General features: G+C 39.6%; 15 protein-coding genes. 8 read left to right on the top strand and 7 right to left on the bottom strand.

All coding sequences use genetic code 11. The annotated features are described in order from the left end of the window. Positions 1-1,464 carry a circularly permuted type 2 ATP-grasp protein gene (locus U735_RS0114000; RefSeq protein WP_031444422.1) on the bottom strand — a complete coding sequence of 488 codons (1,464 nt, stop codon included), beginning with the start codon at positions 1,462-1,464 and terminating at the stop codon, positions 1-3. Between the two features lie 223 nt (positions 1,465-1,687). Here U735_RS0114000 and U735_RS0113995 point away from each other — a divergent pair, with 223 nt between their 5' ends. Then, positions 1,688-2,710: a threonine aldolase family protein gene (locus tag U735_RS0113995; protein ID WP_031444421.1), complete on the top strand. Its 1,023-nt coding sequence runs from the start codon at positions 1,688-1,690 to the stop codon at positions 2,708-2,710. Here the strand turns inward: U735_RS0113995 and U735_RS0113990 are convergent. The 4 genes from U735_RS0113990 to U735_RS0113975 form a co-directional block, all read right to left on the bottom strand. Beyond that, positions 2,705-3,028 carry a YegP family protein gene (locus tag U735_RS0113990; RefSeq protein ID WP_051892153.1) on the bottom strand — a complete coding sequence of 108 codons (324 nt, stop codon included), beginning with the start codon at positions 3,026-3,028 and terminating at the stop codon, positions 2,705-2,707. The two genes, U735_RS0113995 and U735_RS0113990, sit on opposite strands and share 6 nt — an antisense overlap. A gap of 303 nt (positions 3,029-3,331) precedes the next feature. Continuing rightward, positions 3,332-4,546, bottom strand: coding sequence for a tryptophan synthase subunit beta (trpB, locus tag U735_RS0113985; RefSeq protein WP_232233265.1), 1,215 nt, complete (start codon positions 4,544-4,546; stop codon positions 3,332-3,334). 215 nt (positions 4,547-4,761) lie between these two features. Beyond that, positions 4,762-5,220 (bottom strand): thioredoxin family protein, encoded by a 459-nt coding sequence (locus U735_RS0113980; RefSeq protein WP_031444418.1) that lies wholly within the window; start codon positions 5,218-5,220, stop codon positions 4,762-4,764. Positions 5,221-5,265: 45 nt separating this feature from the next. Next, on the bottom strand, positions 5,266-5,592 hold the full coding sequence (locus U735_RS0113975; RefSeq protein ID WP_031444417.1) for a YbaB/EbfC family nucleoid-associated protein: 327 nt from the start codon (positions 5,590-5,592) through the stop codon (positions 5,266-5,268). Between the two features lie 192 nt (positions 5,593-5,784). Between U735_RS0113975 and U735_RS0113970 the strand changes: the two genes are divergently transcribed. The 3 genes from U735_RS0113970 to U735_RS0113960 all read left to right on the top strand — a co-directional run bounded on the left by U735_RS0113970 (position 5,785) and on the right by U735_RS0113960 (position 10,352). After that, the gene (locus U735_RS0113970; protein WP_031444416.1) at positions 5,785-7,845 is read left to right on the top strand and encodes a S9 family peptidase; all 2,061 of its coding nucleotides are present in this window, start codon (positions 5,785-5,787) and stop codon (positions 7,843-7,845) included. 82 nt (positions 7,846-7,927) lie between these two features. Further along, positions 7,928-8,968 (top strand): PLP-dependent cysteine synthase family protein, encoded by a 1,041-nt coding sequence (locus U735_RS0113965; RefSeq protein WP_031444415.1) that lies wholly within the window; start codon positions 7,928-7,930, stop codon positions 8,966-8,968. Between the two features lie 124 nt (positions 8,969-9,092). Continuing rightward, the gene (locus tag U735_RS0113960; protein WP_031444414.1) at positions 9,093-10,352 is read left to right on the top strand and encodes an aminotransferase class I/II-fold pyridoxal phosphate-dependent enzyme; all 1,260 of its coding nucleotides are present in this window, start codon (positions 9,093-9,095) and stop codon (positions 10,350-10,352) included. Between the two features lie 96 nt (positions 10,353-10,448). On the opposite strand, the gene U735_RS0113955 is transcribed toward U735_RS0113960, so the two are convergent. Both U735_RS0113955 and U735_RS0113950 read right to left on the bottom strand, forming a co-directional pair. Further along, complete coding sequence (locus U735_RS0113955; protein ID WP_031444413.1) at positions 10,449-11,567, bottom strand: GNAT family N-acetyltransferase; 1,119 nt, start codon at positions 11,565-11,567, stop codon at positions 10,449-10,451. Positions 11,568-11,635: 68 nt separating this feature from the next. Then, positions 11,636-12,682 (bottom strand): transporter, encoded by a 1,047-nt coding sequence (locus U735_RS0113950; RefSeq protein WP_031444412.1) that lies wholly within the window; start codon positions 12,680-12,682, stop codon positions 11,636-11,638. A 118-nt stretch (positions 12,683-12,800) separates the two neighbouring features. Here U735_RS0113950 and U735_RS0113945 point away from each other — a divergent pair, with 118 nt between their 5' ends. From U735_RS0113945 to U735_RS0113930, 4 genes are read left to right on the top strand one after another with little or no spacing between them, the layout of a single operon-like run. Next, a complete protein-coding gene (locus U735_RS0113945) occupies positions 12,801-13,064 on the top strand; it encodes a DUF4834 family protein (RefSeq protein WP_031443707.1) in 264 nt (87 codons plus the stop codon). A gap of 19 nt (positions 13,065-13,083) precedes the next feature. Next, on the top strand, positions 13,084-15,519 hold the full coding sequence (locus U735_RS0113940) for a YfhO family protein (RefSeq protein ID WP_031444411.1): 2,436 nt from the start codon (positions 13,084-13,086) through the stop codon (positions 15,517-15,519). Further along, complete coding sequence (locus tag U735_RS0113935; RefSeq protein ID WP_031444410.1) at positions 15,519-16,799, top strand: glycosyltransferase family 4 protein; 1,281 nt, start codon at positions 15,519-15,521, stop codon at positions 16,797-16,799. The genes U735_RS0113940 and U735_RS0113935 overlap by 1 nt, the downstream gene beginning before the upstream one ends. Continuing rightward, the gene (locus U735_RS0113930; RefSeq protein ID WP_031444409.1) at positions 16,790-18,259 is read left to right on the top strand and encodes an oligosaccharide flippase family protein; all 1,470 of its coding nucleotides are present in this window, start codon (positions 16,790-16,792) and stop codon (positions 18,257-18,259) included. Before U735_RS0113935 ends, U735_RS0113930 begins: the two co-directional genes overlap by 10 nt. The last annotated feature ends 27 nt before the right edge of the window (positions 18,260-18,286 follow it).

The following is an 18,286-nucleotide window of genomic DNA, read 5'->3' as shown; positions in this document are numbered from 1 at the left end:
TTATTTTTTTAATACCCAGGTGTCTTTGGAACCCCCTCCTTGTGAGGAATTTACTATGAGGTTTCCTCTTTTTAACGCTACCCTTGAGAGTCCTCCCTTAAGTACAAATTCCTTTTCATGACCCAAAAGTGTAAAGGTCCTTAGGTCTACGTGTCGTTGTTCAAAGGATTCACTATCGTCTATATAGGTAGGATGCACGGACAAGGACATAATGGGTTGTGCAATATATTTTCTTGGGTTTTGTTTTATCTCTTCCTGGACTACCTTAATTTCATCCTTAGTGAGTCGGTTGCCAATGGAAATACCATAACCACCTGCCTCGTCCACGGGTTTTATAACGAGTTCATGTATATGTTCCAATACATATTTAAGCTCATCGGGCCTGCTACAGTGATAGGTATGGACATTGTTTAGTATAGGGGTTTCGTCCAAATAGTATTTAATGATCTGTGGCATATAGGTATATATGGCCTTATCATCTGCTACACCGGTTCCAGGTGCATTTGCCAAACAAACGTTCCCCTTTCTATAGGCCGCGAACAGGCCGGGTACCCCCAGTGCCGACTCGGGTTTGAACTCTAATGGATCCATGTATAGGTCATCAACGCGGCGATAAATTACATCAACTTTTATTGGGCCGCGGATAGTCTTCATATATACAAAGTCGTTCTCAACGAACAGATCCCGGCCTTCCACCAATTCTACACCCATGGCTTTGGCAAGATAGGAATGCTCATAAAAGGCAGAGTTGTACATCCCAGGGGTAAGGACCACGCAATTGGGGACATCTACTCCTTTCGGTTTTACACTTTCCAGAATCTCCAAGAGGTTTTCGGCGTAATTGGTTACCGAATGGGTTTTGTAGTGGTTAAAAACTCCGAAAAGGGCCCTCTTTAAGGCTGTGCGATTACAAATAACATAGCTTACACCGGAGGGACATCTAATGTTGTCTTCAAGTACATAATAATTGCCGTCTGAGTGTTTGATGATATCTGTGCCTGAAATATGATTGTAAATGCCTCCCGGTGGATCTACTCCTATCATTTGATGTAAATAGTTGGCAGAGGAGCTTATGAGGTCTAACGGGACTATCCCATCCTTGATAATCTTCTTGTCGTGATAAATGTCCCATAGAAACAGGTTCAAGGCCTTACTGCGCTGAATGGCCCCCGTTTCAATGATTTCCCATTCATCTTCGTCTATAATTCTAGGAAAAAGATCAAAAGGAAATATCTTCTCCTGGGTCACTTTATTGTCATAGACCTGAAAAGTTATCCCTTGGTTGAAAAATGAGGCCTTTGCCTTATTGTTCAACTGTACATATTCCTGTATGGAATGATTCCCGTACAAATCCAATAATTTTTGATAAACATTTTTTGCAACTCCATTGGAATCAAAAACTTCATCAAAAAGTTGGGCATTATTGTCGTAAGATGAAAATATAGTTTTTACGTCCGATTTCATACGCCTATTTTCTTTGAAGATAACGTATTTGTGAATCTTTTGAAATAATAAATTGAATTTACCAAGAGAATTATCTATAGTTGAAAAATTTACGGGAAATATTATTGAAAATTATTTATACTGAGGGAAAATATTCCTTCTTGAGAATGTTATTATCCTTTTGTATAAATTTGGCAACTCGGTTAAAAAAACCATTTAATATTTAATATAATTCTTGTTCTAGATGCAGATAAACCTTATTAGCGATACCGTCACAAAACCTACTTCTGGAATGTTGGATGCGATGATGCAGGCTAAAGTTGGCGATGATGTTTTTAAAAATGATCCTACTGTAAACAAGTTGGAGGAAATGATGGCAGAGTTGTTCGGAATGGAAGCGGCCTTATTTTTTCCAAGTGGTACCATGGCAAACCAAACCGCCATTAAATTACATACACAACCAGGGGAACAATTAATTTGTGATAAATACGCACATGTTTATAATTATGAAGGGGGAGGGGTGAGTTTCAATAGTGGCGTTTCCTGTAGGTTGGTGGACGGTCATAGGGGAATGATGACCGCAGCTCAAGTAAAGGAAGTAATAAACCCACCAGATTTTTATCATAGCCCATTAACTTCTTTGGTTTGTATAGAAAATACAACCAATAAGGGAGGCGGGGCCTGTTGGGATCTTGAAGAATTGAAGTCCATAAGAAAGGTTTGTGACGGGCATCATCTGAAATATCATTTGGATGGGGCGCGACTATGGAATGCCCTGATCGCAAAAAATGAATCACCCTTGGATTACGGGGCGTTGTTCCATACCATAAGCGTGTGTTTAAGCAAAGGGCTGGGATGTCCCGTAGGTTCCGTTTTGTTGGGCAACAAAGAGCATATTGCGAAAGCACTAAGGGTAAGAAAGGTGCTCGGAGGTGGGATGCGACAGGTAGGTTACCTTGCGGCCGCCGGAATTTACGCCTTGGAAAACAATAGGGAGAGATTGGAGGAAGACCATAGGAAGGCCAAGGAAATAGGTGTTTTGCTAAACGGATTACCTTTCATTAAAAAGGTAGAACCCACGGAAACCAATATTGTGATTTTCGAAATTGATGAAAGGCATATGTCCCCTGATGATTTTTTGGACAAACTGAACAAAAGGGATGTTCACATCATCGGGATGGGCCAAAATAAATTGCGTATCGTTACCCATTTGGATTATACTGATGAAATGCACGAGGAATTTATGGGTATTCTTGCAAAATTATAGGCCAATGGTATCTGGCAATAAGGAAATGCTTGTTTTAAGATTTTTTATGCCATTTTCCATTCCGGCTTCGGAACTATAAAGCATGGATTTGCCCAAAATTTTACCTTCACTATTCTTAAGAGTAAAAAGAAATTTGCCATTATAGTCGGTCTTGCGTTCAAAAACCGAAGATTGCCCAATCAAGACCTTAAGATTGGCAATAGTCTTGTCAATCTCTTCCCTGGAATTAAAGGGGATACTGTTTAGAAGTGTCTGTCCACTTTCCGACTGCAGACTAAAGGTGTATGATGTGTCCGATTCCTTTTTTATTTTTAGCATAGCCTACGGCAACTTTTTTTAAAGTTACATAAAAAAATGTGAATCCTTAATTTAATCAATCTTATCTCTGCAATTTTCCTTTTCCTTAGAATTGGACCTGTATTTGGGTTGGAAACCTCTAGGGGAGGCCATTTTTTTTGGGGTAGTTGGCACCTAGCTGGGCAAGGAGTGGTATATAACGAAAGCTTATATTTAGGTTAACTATAATAGGATGATTGACAAGGGATGGGACAGTCATTTAAAAAGGCGCCCAAATAGCCTTTAAATTTAGCTTTGGACGCCCCTCCGTGTATATTTTAAAAATTATTTTGCATCTTCAGGTAGCCCGTATGTATCTACCACATAATCCAGGTCCTTATCGCCCCTACCACTTAAATTGACTAAAATGGAGGATCGTGGATTTTGTTGTGCCAATTTTATGGCATATGCCACAGCATGGGCACTTTCCAGTGCAGGGATAATACCTTCCAAGCGACTCAATTCATAAAAGGCATCCACGGTTTCCTGGTCGGAAACAACGTCATAGGTTACTTTTTTAAGGTCTTTTAGCATACTGTGTTCAGGGCCAACTCCTGGATAATCCAGACCACTGGCAACGGAATGCACTGCTCCCGGTTCCCCTTTATCGTCCTTCAGCATATAACATTTAAATCCGTGGATGATTCCTGGGCTGCCCAGGGTCATTGTAGCGGCATGTTCGCCATAATCCATAGAGCGGCCACCCGGTTCTACTCCGTATAAGGTACATTCCGGTTCATCCAAAAAGGAGGAGAATATCCCCATGGCATTACTTCCCCCGCCAACACAGGCTACTACTTTATCAGGTAATTCTCCCGTCATTTCTAAAAACTGTTCTTTGGCCTCTATACCTACTACCCGCTGAAAATCCCGTACCATCATGGGGAAGGGATGTGGTCCAACCACAGAGCCTATGCAATATATGGTACTTATAGGGTCCTTTAAATATGCCTCAAAGGCAGAATCCACGGCTTCTTTCAAAGTTCTTAAGCCATGGGAAACAGGTACTACTTTTGCCCCAAGGATTTTCATCCGAACTACATTGGGATGTTCTTTGGCAATATCGACTTCTCCCATATGTATCTCGCATTCCAATCCAAAATAGGCGGCTGCAGTTGCCAAGGCAACTCCGTGTTGTCCTGCCCCTGTCTCTGCAATTAGCTTCTTTTTACCCAAATGTTTTGCCAAAAGCGCCTCACCCATACAATGGTTGAGTTTATGTGCCCCGGTATGGTTCAGGTCCTCACGTTTAAGATATATTCTCCCTCCGTATTTTTCGGAGAGCCTGTTGCAGTAATAAACGGGCGTTGGCCTGCCTTGATAGTGTTTGCGAATACTTCGGAGCTCAGAAATAAAATTGTGCGATTTGCTTATGGAATAATAAGCGTCCGTAATTTTTTTCATTTCCTCTTCCAAAACCGGCGGGATAAAGGATCCACCGTATTCTTTAAAAAAACCATTTTCGTCCGGATAGGTCTTAAAATAATTGTCCGTCATCATAAGGAGAATATTGAAATTGTTAATAAAGGTTCGTGGCTAATAAAAATGCCCTTACAATTATAATGAATTTTAAGTGAATACCCCTTTTTAGTTACAGGGAATATGGGTTCTTATGGGCAGGAATATGGTATTTGGCAATTGCCAAAAAAAGTAGCTATGCCAGAATAAAATTCTGGCTTTAGATATTGAAAAAGACGGGCTCCTAGGGGTTAAAATTACATTTTACTGTTCCTCTTAAGAAAATCCAAATACTTTTCTACATCTACTTTGGAACCGTAACCAGAGAGTGAGGCCACTTCTTTTTCTTCGGAGTTGACCAAGCTTATCAATGGAAAAACGCCTTTTTTATTCCATTGGGACAATAGGGCCTTGTTCTGTTGCATTTCCTTGGCACTAAGAAGTTCTTTCTTTCTTGGAAGATCCACGTATAATAGCACATAGTCCTTGGCCACTTCCTTAAATTGACTGGTATCGAAAAGGTCCTTTTTTAAGGCTTTACAGGGCGAGCACCAATCACTACCAGTAAAGTACATAAGAATGTTGGAGTTGGTTTTTTTTGCCACTACTTGTGCATTGGCGTAATCGGTCAGCCAATCATTTTCCTTGATGTCGTCACTATTATTTTGTGCATTAACAATAAATGGAAATAGAAGTAGTAAGAAAAAATTCCTCATTATTACAAGTTTTGATTAAAAAGGCTCTGCTAAACTTACTAAAATTTATTTTAAAAACGAATCCATTCCAGGAATGTTGGGCATTCCTTCCTTGGCGACTGCGGCCAATTCGGTCTCATTTATGGTGGTGGCCTTTTCTATAGCCTTGTTAAGGGTGAGGATCAAATAATCTTCCAGTTGTTCCTTGTCCTGTAAAAGACTATCGTCTATAGCAATGGATTTAATTGTTCTATTGGCCGTTATACTTACCTTCAGCAATTGATCAGGAGATTGCTCGTCAAGTATTACAGTATTCATTCTTTCTTTGGTGGCCTTTACTTTTTCTTGGGTTTCCTTTAATTTTCCCAACATGCCCATCATATCTCCAAACATAATTATAGATTTAAAAAATTCTAAAGCCAAAATTACTAAAATGATCGGGATATATTGGAATTTAAGACTACAGTTATTCTTTGGGATACTTTAAGGGGGTGGACAATATTAAAATGGATAAACAACACATTTAAACAGGTCAATTGCATTTAAATATTATTTTTGCGCTTTCTTATTAAACATACCACACTCATGCAGCGGGAATTAAAAACACCAAGTGCTAAAAAGATTGAGAAGCAATTAATAAAGCACAATGATGTAAGGATCGATGATTACTATTGGCTGAACGAAAGGGAAAATCCGGAAGTCATTGCTTTTTTGGAACAGGAAAATGCATACTATGAGGCAATGACGGCCCATACCAAGGAGCTTAAGGATAGCTTGTTCACAGAGATGAAGTCCAGGATAAAGGAAGATGATTCTTCCGTGCCCTATAAGTTTAATGGCTACTGGTATGCTACCAGATATGAGGTAGGAAAGGAGTACCCCATTTTTACAAGACGTTTTGAAAAAGAGGATGGCGAAGAGGAAATAATGTTCAACTGCAACCATATGGCAGAGGGTTTGGATTATTTTAACCTGGGAGGCCTGTCCATTAGCCCCAATAATGAATTGGCGGCCTTTGGGGTGGATACTGTTTCCCGCAGGCAATACACCCTACAAATAAAAAATTTGCACACTCAGGAGATTTATGGGGATAAAATAGAGAACACTACCGGCAGCGCGGTATGGGCCAATGACAATAAGACCCTGTTCTATACCAAGAAAGATCCTGTTACCCTAAGGTCCAATAATATTTACAGGCATATATTGGGAACATCTCCCGAGGAAGATGAACTGGTTTTTCACGAGGATGACGAAACCTTTACCACCTTTGTTTACAAAACCAAATCCAAAGAATTTATAGTTATTGGGTCTTCCAGTACATTGACTACTGAATTTCGAATTCTAAGGGCGGATGACCCTAATGGAAAGTTTCATGTGTTTTCCAAAAGAGTTAGGGGCATGGAGTATTCCCTAACCCATTACGAAGACAATTTTTACATCCTAACCAATATGGAAGGGGCAACCAATTTTAAATTGATGACGACCCCCGAAGATAAAACCGAATCTGAAAATTGGGTAGACTTTATTCCGCACAGGGAAGAAGTTTTACTTGAGGATATTGAAATGTTTAATGAGTACTATGTTTTGTCCGAACGCGAGAATGGTTTGAACAAGTTGAAGATTGTGCGATGGGATACCGGTGAAAGCTATTATTTGCCCTTTGACAATGAGACCTATACCGCCTATGTGGGTACCAATCCGGATTTTGATACCGAAATTCTAAGATATGGATATAATTCCATGACAACACCCAGCTCTATTATAGATTTCAATATGAGGACAAGGGAAAAGGAAATAAAAAAGGAACAAGAGGTCTTGGGAGGGAAATTCCATAAGGAAAATTATATTTCCGAGCGAATTTGGGCACCTGCAAGGGATGGTAAAAAAGTTCCTATTTCCTTGGTCTATCACAAAAACACTAAGTTGGACGGCAGCAGTCCGTTATTGCAATATGCCTATGGGTCTTATGGGCACACTATAGACCCCTATTTTTCCACTGTAAGGTTAAGCCTTTTGGACAGAGGTTTTGTTTATGCCATAGCCCATGTTAGGGGCGGGGAATACCTTGGCCGTAAATGGTATGAGGAAGGAAGATTGCTGAATAAGATGAATACGTTTACCGATTTTATTGATTGCTCCAAATTTCTGATTGAAAAAAAGTTTACTAGTCCCGAACATCTCTATGCATCCGGAGGCTCGGCAGGCGGACTTTTAATGGGGGCCATAGTAAATCTATGCCCGGAAATTTATCACGGGGTAATTGCAGCTGTTCCTTTTGTAGATGTACTTACGACCATGTTGGATGATACCATTCCACTGACTACCGGAGAATATGATGAATGGGGCAATCCAAACGAAAAGGAATACTATGACTACATGAAATCGTATTCGCCATATGACAATGTAACGCGACAATTGCAGCCAAATATGCTGGTTATTACTGGTTTTCACGATTCCCAAGTACAATATTTTGAACCTGCCAAATGGGTTGCTAAACTTAGGGAGTACAAAATGGACAATAATTTATTGTTGTTCAATATTAATATGGATGCAGGTCATGGCGGTGCTTCAGGCCGATTTGAATCCTTAAAGGAGGTGGCTAAAGAATATGCATTTTTGTTAGATTTAGAGCATAAAATTCGATAATCAAAAAAAAAGAGTAATTTTGTCCTATCAGTATTGACATAAATTAAAAGATGTCAATAAGTTCTAAACCTAGAAACTGTTTATGGAACATAAGATAAACGCTTATAACAACCTCCTAGAACTTGTAGGAAACACCCCATTAATCAAACTAAATAAAATAGCTGCCAACTTAGAAGGTAATTTTTACGCTAAGGTGGAAGGTTTTAATCCAGGACATTCTTCGAAAGATCGTATTGCCCTTTATATTATTGAAGAGGCGGAGCGAAGGGGAATTTTAAAGAAGGGGAGTACCATTATAGAAACCACTTCGGGGAATACGGGTTTTAGCATTGCCATGATCAGTATCATTAAAGGTTACGAATGCATCTTGGCGGTAAGTTCAAAATCTTCCAAGGATAAAATAGACATGCTGAGGTCTATGGGGGCAAAAGTATATGTATGCCCTGCACACGTTAGCGCAGATGATCCAAGGTCCTATTATGAAGTAGCCAAAAGATTGCACGAGGAAACCGAGGGATCTATATATATCAATCAATATTTCAATGATTTAAATTCCGAGGCCCATTACAAAAGTACGGGACCGGAAATTTGGAATCAGACCAACGGACATATTACTCATTTAGTAGCCTGTAGTGGCACGGGAGGTACTATTTCCGGTACCGCTAAGTATCTGAAGGAACAAAATCCGAATATACGTGTTATAGGAGTGGATGCATATGGTTCCGTTCTTAAGAAATACCATGAAACCGGTGAATTGGATACCAAGGAAATTTATCCGTACCGTATTGAAGGTTTGGGTAAAAACTTGATACCTACGGCCACCAACTTCAAGGTAATTGACGAATTTATTAAGGTTACCGATGAAGAAAGTGCCCATACCGCTAGGGAGATATCCAGAACAGAAGGCCTTTTTGTGGGATACACAAGTGGCGCGGTAATGCAGGCCGTAAGGCAACTGGAGGAAATGGGCGAGTTTAATGAAGATAGCAATGTAGTGGTTATTTTTCCAGACCATGGTTCCAGATATATGAGTAAAATATACAGTGACCAGTGGATGGCCGACCAGGGATTCTTTGATAGTAAGAATGTTGAAGAACCACAAAAAATAGAATTTGTAAAGTAAGGGTTATGCAAAATTTATGATTTAAAAAGCAACGGTTCATAAGTCGTTGCTTTTTATGTATTAAATAAGTTGCATATGCGTATTAAAAATATATACTTTTGCACTAATAATCAACGTAGTCTAGATGAGAGATTTATTTGACAGAATTATTGAGAATAAAGGTCCTTTAGGAAAATGGGCCTCACAAGCCGAGGGATATTTTGTATTTCCTAAATTGGAAGGTCCTATATCTAACAGGATGAAGTTTCAAGGAAAGGAAGTAATCACTTGGAGTATTAATGATTACTTGGGATTGGCCAATTTACCGGAAGTAAAGAAGGTAGATGGCGAGGCAGCATTGGAATACGGTGCCGCTTTTCCTATGGGAGCAAGAATGATGAGTGGGCATACCGAATTCCACGAGCAATTGGAGCAGGAATTGGCTGCTTTTGTTAAAAAAGAATCTGCTTATTTGTTGAACTTTGGGTACCAAGGGATGGTTTCTGCCATTGACGCTTTGGTTTCCAAGGATGATATTATTGTATACGATGTTGATGCACATGCCTGTATTATAGATGGCGTACGTTTGCATATGGGTAAGCGTTTTACCTTTAAGCACAATGACATTGAAAGTCTTGAGAAAAACTTGGATCGGGCCGTTAAAATGGCAGAACAGACCGGAGGAGGTATTTTGGTAATATCCGAAGGTGTTTTTGGAATGCGCGGGGAACAGGGCAAGCTCAAGGAAATTGTTGCGCTTAAGAAAAAATATAAATTTAGATTGTTCGTAGATGATGCGCATGGTTTTGGAACCTTGGGAGAAACCGGGGCAGGAGCAGGTGAGGAGCAGGGAATTCAGGATGATATAGATGTTTACTTTGCAACTTTTGCCAAATCTATGGCCGGAATCGGAGCTTTTTTAGCTGCGGACAAAGAGATTATAGAATACCTTAAATACAACTTGCGATCTCAAATGTTCGCTAAATCATTACCAATGATTTATGTGAAAGGAGCACTTAAAAGGTTGGATATGCTACGCACCCAACCAGAACTTAAGGCCAAACTTTGGGAGAATGTTAATGCATTGCAGAACGGACTAAAGGAAAGAGGTTTTGATATAGGTACTACCACTAGTTGTGTTACACCGGTATATCTTAACGGTAGTATTCCAGAAGCCATGGCATTGGTAAAGGATTTAAGGGAGAATTTTGGTATTTTCTGCTCCATTGTAGTGTATCCGGTAATTCCTAAGGGCTTGATTCTTTTAAGAATGATTCCAACGGCCACACATACCTTACAGGATGTATCCGAAACCTTGGAGGCCTTCTCTGTAATACGTGAGCGATTACAGAATGGTACGTACAAAAGGCTGTCTGCGGCGGTAGCGGCAGCGATGGGAGAATAGAACTATTTCAACTTACATAAAAAAAGCCAACTTAAATATTTAGGTTGGCTTTTTTTAATTTTGGACGTTTTTTGAAATTTGGCCCCTTGGGTCCGTTTAAAGTTCCTTTTTGTAAGTCCTTCTTCTCTTGTATATTTTTGGGTCGAAATGTTTCCATAATTGGCGAATGGCCACGTTTTCCTCCAATTCTGGTGTCCTAACACATTTTTCTATTCCCTTGGCCTTAAAAGTCTTGTAATACTCATTGAACATTACTGCTGTAACACCTTTATTCTGGTATTCCGGAAGTACCCCTATTAAATAAAATATAACCTCTTTGCTGTTCTTTTTCGCGCTGAGCAAATGAAATATGCCGAATGGGAATAATTTTCCCTTCGCTTTTTGCAAGGCCTTGGAAAATGAAGGCATTACTATTCCGAACGCTATCAATTTGTCATCCTTATCCAATATAAATTTGATATACTCGGGATTTATAAAACTGATGTATTTTTTCTTGAAATAATCCTTTTGAATATCGGTGATACGGACAAAAGAAGAGAGGGAGGAATAGGTCTCGTTAAAAAGGTCGAACATCTGATCTACCCAAGGCATTACATCCTTGGTTTTAGTAAAGTTCAATTCCTTTACGCCATATCTTTTTCGTACCAGTTCGTTTGCCTTTTGAAAGAATTTGGGCTCCGCATTGCTAAAGGGGAATTTATTTTCCATGTATTCCTTTTCCTTAACAAACCCAAAGCGTTCAAAATGATCAACATAGTAAGGATGGTTGTACCAGGTAATCATGGTGCCTATCTCATCAAACCCTTCGGTTAGGACACCTACTTTGTCCAGATTGGAAAAACCTACAGGCCCTTCCATGTAGGACAACTTGTGTTCCTTTCCTATTTCGGACACCTTATTGAGCAGCGCCTCTGAAACTTCATAGTCATCCACAAAATCGAACCAACCAAAACGCATTTTTTTTACCTGCTGTTGGTCCACTTCCAATCTATTGATAATGGCTACGACCCTACCTACAATTTTATTGTCCCTATAGGCCATATAAAACCAGGCATCGGCATCCTTAAAAACAGGATTTTTACTTTTGTCAAAAGACTCCAGCTCGTCATTTATGATAGGAGGGACCCAGTAGGGGGAGCCCTTGTAAAGTGTAAAAGGAAATTTAACGAAATCCTTAAGTTCCGATTTTGTTTTTGCTTCTTTCAGAGTAACCATACCATGTTTCTTGTATGGTTCAATATTAGCAATATTAATCTATAGGAAAAAGGACAAAAGTTATTTTGTTAGAAATCAATTTCAGAATCGTCCCTATTCTTTTCCTTTTTCTTTAGTTTCCGTAGTTGTTTTTTGGTAGGCCCCAAATCGATATCCTCTGCACCGGTACCTTTATTTTTTCCTTTTTTCTTTTTCTTCATGGCGTTCTTGTTGATGGGGCCGCCATTTTCTCCCGCCTTTTGATCTTCAATGGCCTTCACCTTGTCCCTGTGCATATCTACCCTATAGGAGAATCCCATTGTGGCAAAGATCCTGCTGGGCGTATTTTTAAAACTGGCGCCCAAGTTCATATCCACCTGCATATTTTCACCCAATAAATGTGCTACGCCACCTCTAAGGAGCGCGTCCGAGTACCGATCACTTTTTATTCCTTGGTTTTCCACAAAGACACTCCATTTGGGATCTCTAAAGGCATGGGATAAGGATACCGTGTAGTTCCATTCCGGGAAATCAGAGCCCAATCTGTCATATGCAATATTGGAAATAAGTACAAATCGGGGAGTAAGCCTGCTTTGGGTAGCAACCATTACCCTCGGGGAGACTGTGGGGTCGCCACGGTAAAAGGGATTGTCGCCCAATACAAAATTGGCACCTGCGTAGACCGATACTGCAGGGATTAGGTTTTTTAGCTTAAAACCATAGTTGGCCTTCCAGCTGTAAAGATTGGGTTTATTATTTTCGGGATTCTTAAAAGGATCGTAGACTAAAAATTTTAAACCTATTCTGTTTCTGGAAAAATCGGTGTTCTTAATTTCTACCCCTGTGTTGGTATATGTTTTATTTTGATTGTCGAAAGTGCCTTCATAATTCAGTTCCAAGGTTTCGAAAAGAAGGCCGTAACGCAATGACAGATCAGCTCCTAAAATATTGGATTCGGTAGCTAACCTAGTGTGGTCCTGTTGTTCATAGCCAATGCCAAATTCGGCCTGTAAAACATTTGTACCTATAGCATAAGCGCTTACGGAAAGTCCAGGCCTGTTAGAGTTGATGACATCGGTGTACTGTGAAAAAGCGACCAACGGAATGGTGAAAATTCCAAATATTAGTATTTTCATAAGGCGTTTCTTGGAAACATTATACTCCATAGGTACTATTTTATTATTATTTTAAGACTTTTGCACTATTAATACAACGTTAGAATTGTACTTTTGATATAAAATTTGTCAACTAATTATGGGTTTTTTAAAAACGATACTAATTGTACTCTTAGTATACTATTTGCTTAAAATTCTGGCGAAATGGTTTGCTCCTAAACTGTTTAGGTATGCCGCAAAAAAGACCGAGGAACATTTTAAGGAACAGTTTGAAGGTTTTGCAGGTCAGCAACCACAGGAGGAAGAGCAAATTGGCGACGTTATAATTGATAAAAAAACGACCAAGAAAAAGAACAGCTCAAAAAATGTTGGAGAATACATAGATTTTGAGGAAATTGAATAACCATTTACCACAACCAAACATGAGAAACGGTCTAAGTGCCTTTTTTATCCATTTTTTTGTAACCGTATTTTTTGTAATTGTAGCATTGGCCTATTTCCATCCCGTACTTCAGGGGAAGGTAATTGAGCAATCGGATATTGTTCAATTTACGGGAATGGCCAAGGAACAAAACGATTTTAGGAAGAAAACAGGGGAGGAGCCGTACTGGACCAATGGCGCCTTCGGCGGAATGCCCACTTATCAATTGGGAGCTTATTATCCTCATGATTATGTGAAAAAGTTGGATCGGATTATCCGGTTTTTACCTAGGCCAGCAGATTATCTTTTTATATATCTTATCGGGTTTTATATCTTGTTATCCTGTCTCAAGGTAGATTACAAGTTGGCGGTATTGGGTGCACTGGCCTTTGGTTTTTCTACCTATATGATCATTATTTTGGGGGTAGGTCACAATGCAAAGGCACATGCCATTGGTTATATGCCAATGCTCTTGGGGGGGATTATTTTGGTTTTTAGGAAGAAATACCTTTGGGGGTTCCTACTAACGGCTATTGCCATGGCCTTGGAAGTGGGGGCCAACCATTACCAAATGACCTACTATTTTATGTTACTCATACTTATTCTTGGGGTTGTATATCTAGTGGATGCCATAAAGAAAAAGAAATTGAAGCATTTTGGTATATCGGTCGGAATCCTAATTTTGGCGGTGTTTCTGGGAATAGCAGCAAATGCCACTAGTCTAATGGCTACCAAGGAATATGCGGATTGGAGTACAAGAGGAAAATCGGACCTTACCATTACGGCCAACGGAGAGCCTAAAGAAAGTGGTACCGGTCTGGATCGGGAATATATTACCCAATATAGTTACGGGATTGTAGAATCCTTGAATTTATTTGTTCCAAGACTTTTCGGCGGTTCCGGTGGCGAGGATCTTGGGGCCGATTCCAAGACCTATACCTTTTTGACCGAGAATGGTATATCCAGGACCAAAGCATTGGATTTCACCAGTTCCTTGCCACTTTACTGGGGAGACCAGCCTATTGTTGCCGCCCCTGCCTATATTGGGGCCGTGGTGTTTTTTCTCTTTGTCCTAGGGCTATTTTTGGTAAAGGGAAAAGCAAAATGGTGGCTTTTGGGAGGTACTATAATGGCCCTCCTTCTTTCATGGGGCAAAAATTTTGGCCTCCTTACGGATGTAATGATCGATTATTTTCCGTTGTACAATAAATTTAGGGCGGTGTCATCCATTCAGGTAATTCTGGAACTCTGTGTTCCTGTTTTGGCCATCCTCGCTTTGGTACAACTTTTTGACCCCAAAGAGGATACTTCCAAGAAACTAAAGGATTTAAAATTAACCCTATTCATTACTTTGGGAATCGGAGTGCTTCTTTTTCTGGTGAAGGGAATGTTCAGCTTTACTGGACAGAGCGATGAAACCTATCGCCAGTATTATGGTGATGATATTGTTTCCTTGATTGTTGCGGATCGTAAGGCCGTTTACAATACAGATATTTTAAGGTCACTGATCTTTGTAGCCTTGGCAGCCTTGGTTATTTGGTTTTATTTGAAAAATAAATTCAAGCAAAATTTGGTGATTGTTCTATTGGGGGTACTGGTAATGTTCGATTTGATAGGGGTTGCAAAGCGCTATGTAAATGAAGACGATTTTGTGGCCCAAAGAAGAATGCTGGAACCTTTTCAGGAAACTGATATGGACCGACAGATAGCTCAGGACACTACTGTTTTTAGGGTATACGATCCATCGGAAATTGGCGGGGGAGGCCGTACGGCTTATTTCCATCAATCTATTTGGGGGTATCATGCTGCTAAACCAGCGGGGATCCAGGAATTGTTCGATTTTCATATTTCCAAGAATAACGTTAGGGTTTTGAGTATGTTGAACGTTAAATATGTGGTGCAGCAGGATGAAGAGGGTAGGACCTATCCCGCATTAAATCCTGATGCTAATGGCAATGCATGGTTTATTGACGAGTTGGTGCCTGTGTTTAATGCCAATGACGAAATAATGGCATTGAATACCTTGGATTTAAAGCATAAGGCGGTTTTTAATAAATCGAAGTTTGAAAATATAAAAGATCTTAATTTTAGGACAGATTCTACAGCTTCCATAAAGTTGGTTGAATACAAACCTAACCATTTAACCTACAGTTCCAATAATACCAATCCTGGAATTGCCGTATTTTCCGAAATGTACTATCCACATGGTTGGAACGCCTATATTGATGGTAATCTAAAGGAACATTTTGAAGTGAATTATGTGTTGAGGGCCTTGGAGGTACCTGCAGGAAATCATAAAATTGAGTTTAAGTTTGAGCCAAGCCTTATTAAGGTTGGAGGCAACATAACTATGGCAAGCTCCATAATCTTGGTCTTGGTGTTCTTTTTTGGAATTGGCCATGCTTTTTGGGCCTCTAGGAAAAAACCAACGGCTTAATGCAGAAGGTACTCATCATCACTTATTATTGGCCTCCGGCAGGTGGACCTGGAGTACAGCGATGGTTGAAATTTGTGAAATACCTCAGGGATTTTGAAATAGAACCCACTGTATATATTCCGGAAAACCCCAATTATCCTATAATTGACGCATCTTTAACGGGTGAAATACCGGCAGGAATAAAAGTATATAAAAAGCCCATATATGAACCCTATGGCTTTGCCCGAATATTTTCCAAAAAAAAGACCAAAAAGATAAGCGCTGGAATAATCAATTCCAAAAATCAATCTGTTGTAGAAAAAATGTTGTTATGGATACGGGGAAATCTGTTTATTCCCGATGCCAGAAAATTTTGGATAAAACCTTCGGTTGATTTTTTACACGATGTCATTAAATTGGAAAACATAGGAACCGTTATAACTACAGGACCCCCACATAGCTTGCATCTTATTGGCCTTGAACTAAAGAAACGCACTAAAATTAGGTGGATAACGGATTTTCGGGATCCCTGGACCTCGATCGGCTATCATAAAAAATTGAAACTGACCAATGCTTCCCAAGCCAAGCACAAAAAGCTGGAGCACTTGGTACTGAATGAGGCCGACAAAATAATTGTGACCAGCAATACCACAAGACTGGAGTTTTCCCATATAACCCAAAAACCGATTACTGTTATTACCAATGGTTATGATACAAGCCTTGGCATTTCCGTGGCTTTGGATGTTGATTTTACCATTTCCCATATTGGATCCCTGCTTACGGGGAGAAACCCCCTGAATCTTTGGAAAGCGCTATCAGAATTAATTCAGGAATACCCCGATTTCAAAAAATGTTTCAAATTGCAATTGGCAGGCGTTATTAGTTCGGATGTTTTGGAAAGTATTTATTTTTATGGTCTTCAATCCTATACCAAATTATTGGGCTATATTTCGCACGATGAGGCTTTACAATATCAAAAAAAGTCCCAAGTGCTGTTGTTGATAGAGATAGATTCTGAAGAGACCCAGGGTATTATTCCGGGAAAAGTATTTGAGTATATGGCGTCCAAAAGACCTATCTTGGGTATAGGCCCAACCAATTGGGAAGTCGGGGAACTTATTGCCAAATCCAATACAGGTAAGACCTATACGTATCCACAGTTGGATGAATTGAAAAGTACGCTGCTGCAATGGTTTCAAGAATATAAAAAAGAGCAATTGACTTTGCCTTTGGCAGAGGTAGACCAATATCACAGAAGGGAATTAACGGCAAAGCTGTCCAAGTATTTAGCATGGGAATAGTCTTAAAACAATCATTGAACAATACTTTGATTACCTATAGTGGCTTTGCCATAGGGGCATTGAACCTCCTTTTTCTATATACACGGTTTTTATCGGATGAATATTTTGGCTTGGTCAATGTAATACTGTCAGCATCTTCCGTTTTAATGCCGATATTGGCATTTGGGATTCCAAATACCTTGGTCAAGTATTATTCAGGTTTTCAGGAACGCAATGGGAAGGATGGTTTTTTGACCCTAATGGTATTCTTACCGCTAATACTTATTGTACCTATTGGGGCTATTTCCTACTTGGCCAATGAGACCATTGGTAATTTTTTATCCAAGGAGAACCCAATAGTAAAGGGGTATGTGTGGCATATTTTCATTATTGGTGTGGCAATGGCCTATTTTGAGGTGTTTTATGCTTGGGCCAAGGTGCAGATGAAGTCGGTTTTTGGGAATTTCATGAAGGAGGTATTTAGCAGAATAGTGATATCAGTGCTACTTTTAATGGTTTATTGGGACGTGATTTCCGTACTTACGTTTCTCAATGCCATGGTTGGGATGTATATCCTTAGAACCCTTATAATGCAGGCCTATGCCTTAAGATCGCTTCGTTTAAAGCTGAATTTTAGTTTTCCTGCCAACACCCGCGAAATTCTTACTTATAGTACCCTGATTATTTTGGGTGGATCTGCCGCAATAGTTTTGTTAGAGGTAGACAAGGTAATGATCAATCAATTTATAGAAATTAAAAATGTAGCCTATTACAGTGTTGCCGGGTATATTGCAACCGTCATTGCCGTTCCATCCAGGTCCATGCACAACATTACCTATCCCTTAACTGCGGAAATACTTCATAAAAAGGATATCACGGCTCTTAAAACATTATATCAAAAGAGCTCGCTCACCTTATTTATAGTATCCGGGCTCATCTTTATTTTGATTGTTTTAAATCTAAATGACCTCTACAATTTGTTGCCCGAATCCTATCGTAGTGGGTATGTAATTGTTTTCATTATTGGGTTTGCCAGAGTTTATGATGCCTTGTTGGGCAATAACAATGCTATAATGTACAATTCGGATTTTTATAGGGCGTTGCTCCTTATGGGGGTTGCCTTGGCCATTCTCACCATTTTGTTGAACCTATGGTTGATTCCTAAATATGGTTTGGATGGTGCGGCCATAGCTAGTTTTATGGCTTTTTTTATTTACAATTCTATAAAATTGGGGTTCGTTAAATGGAAGTTTGGTATTCAACCCATAACAAAGGAGACCTTTAAGGTTATATTTCTTCTGTTGGCATTATCGACCATTTTTTACTTTGTATCCTTTCCTTTCCACCCTGTGCTCAACATTGCCCTAAAGAGTTTTCTAATTCTGCTTTGTTATATTTTTGTTTTATATCGCTTTAAAATATCCTCAGATGTATCTGGGGCCATCTCATTTTATTTGGGAAAGTTGGGCGGTAGAAAATAGGTGAGAGTCAGTTGTCCCGGCACAGAT

The organism is Arenibacter algicola (assembly GCF_000733925.1).
Classification (GTDB): Bacteria; Bacteroidota; Bacteroidia; order Flavobacteriales; family Flavobacteriaceae; genus Arenibacter; species Arenibacter algicola.
Note: the sequence above shows the minus strand (reverse complement) of the source record. Positions and strands in the feature narration are given on the sequence as shown.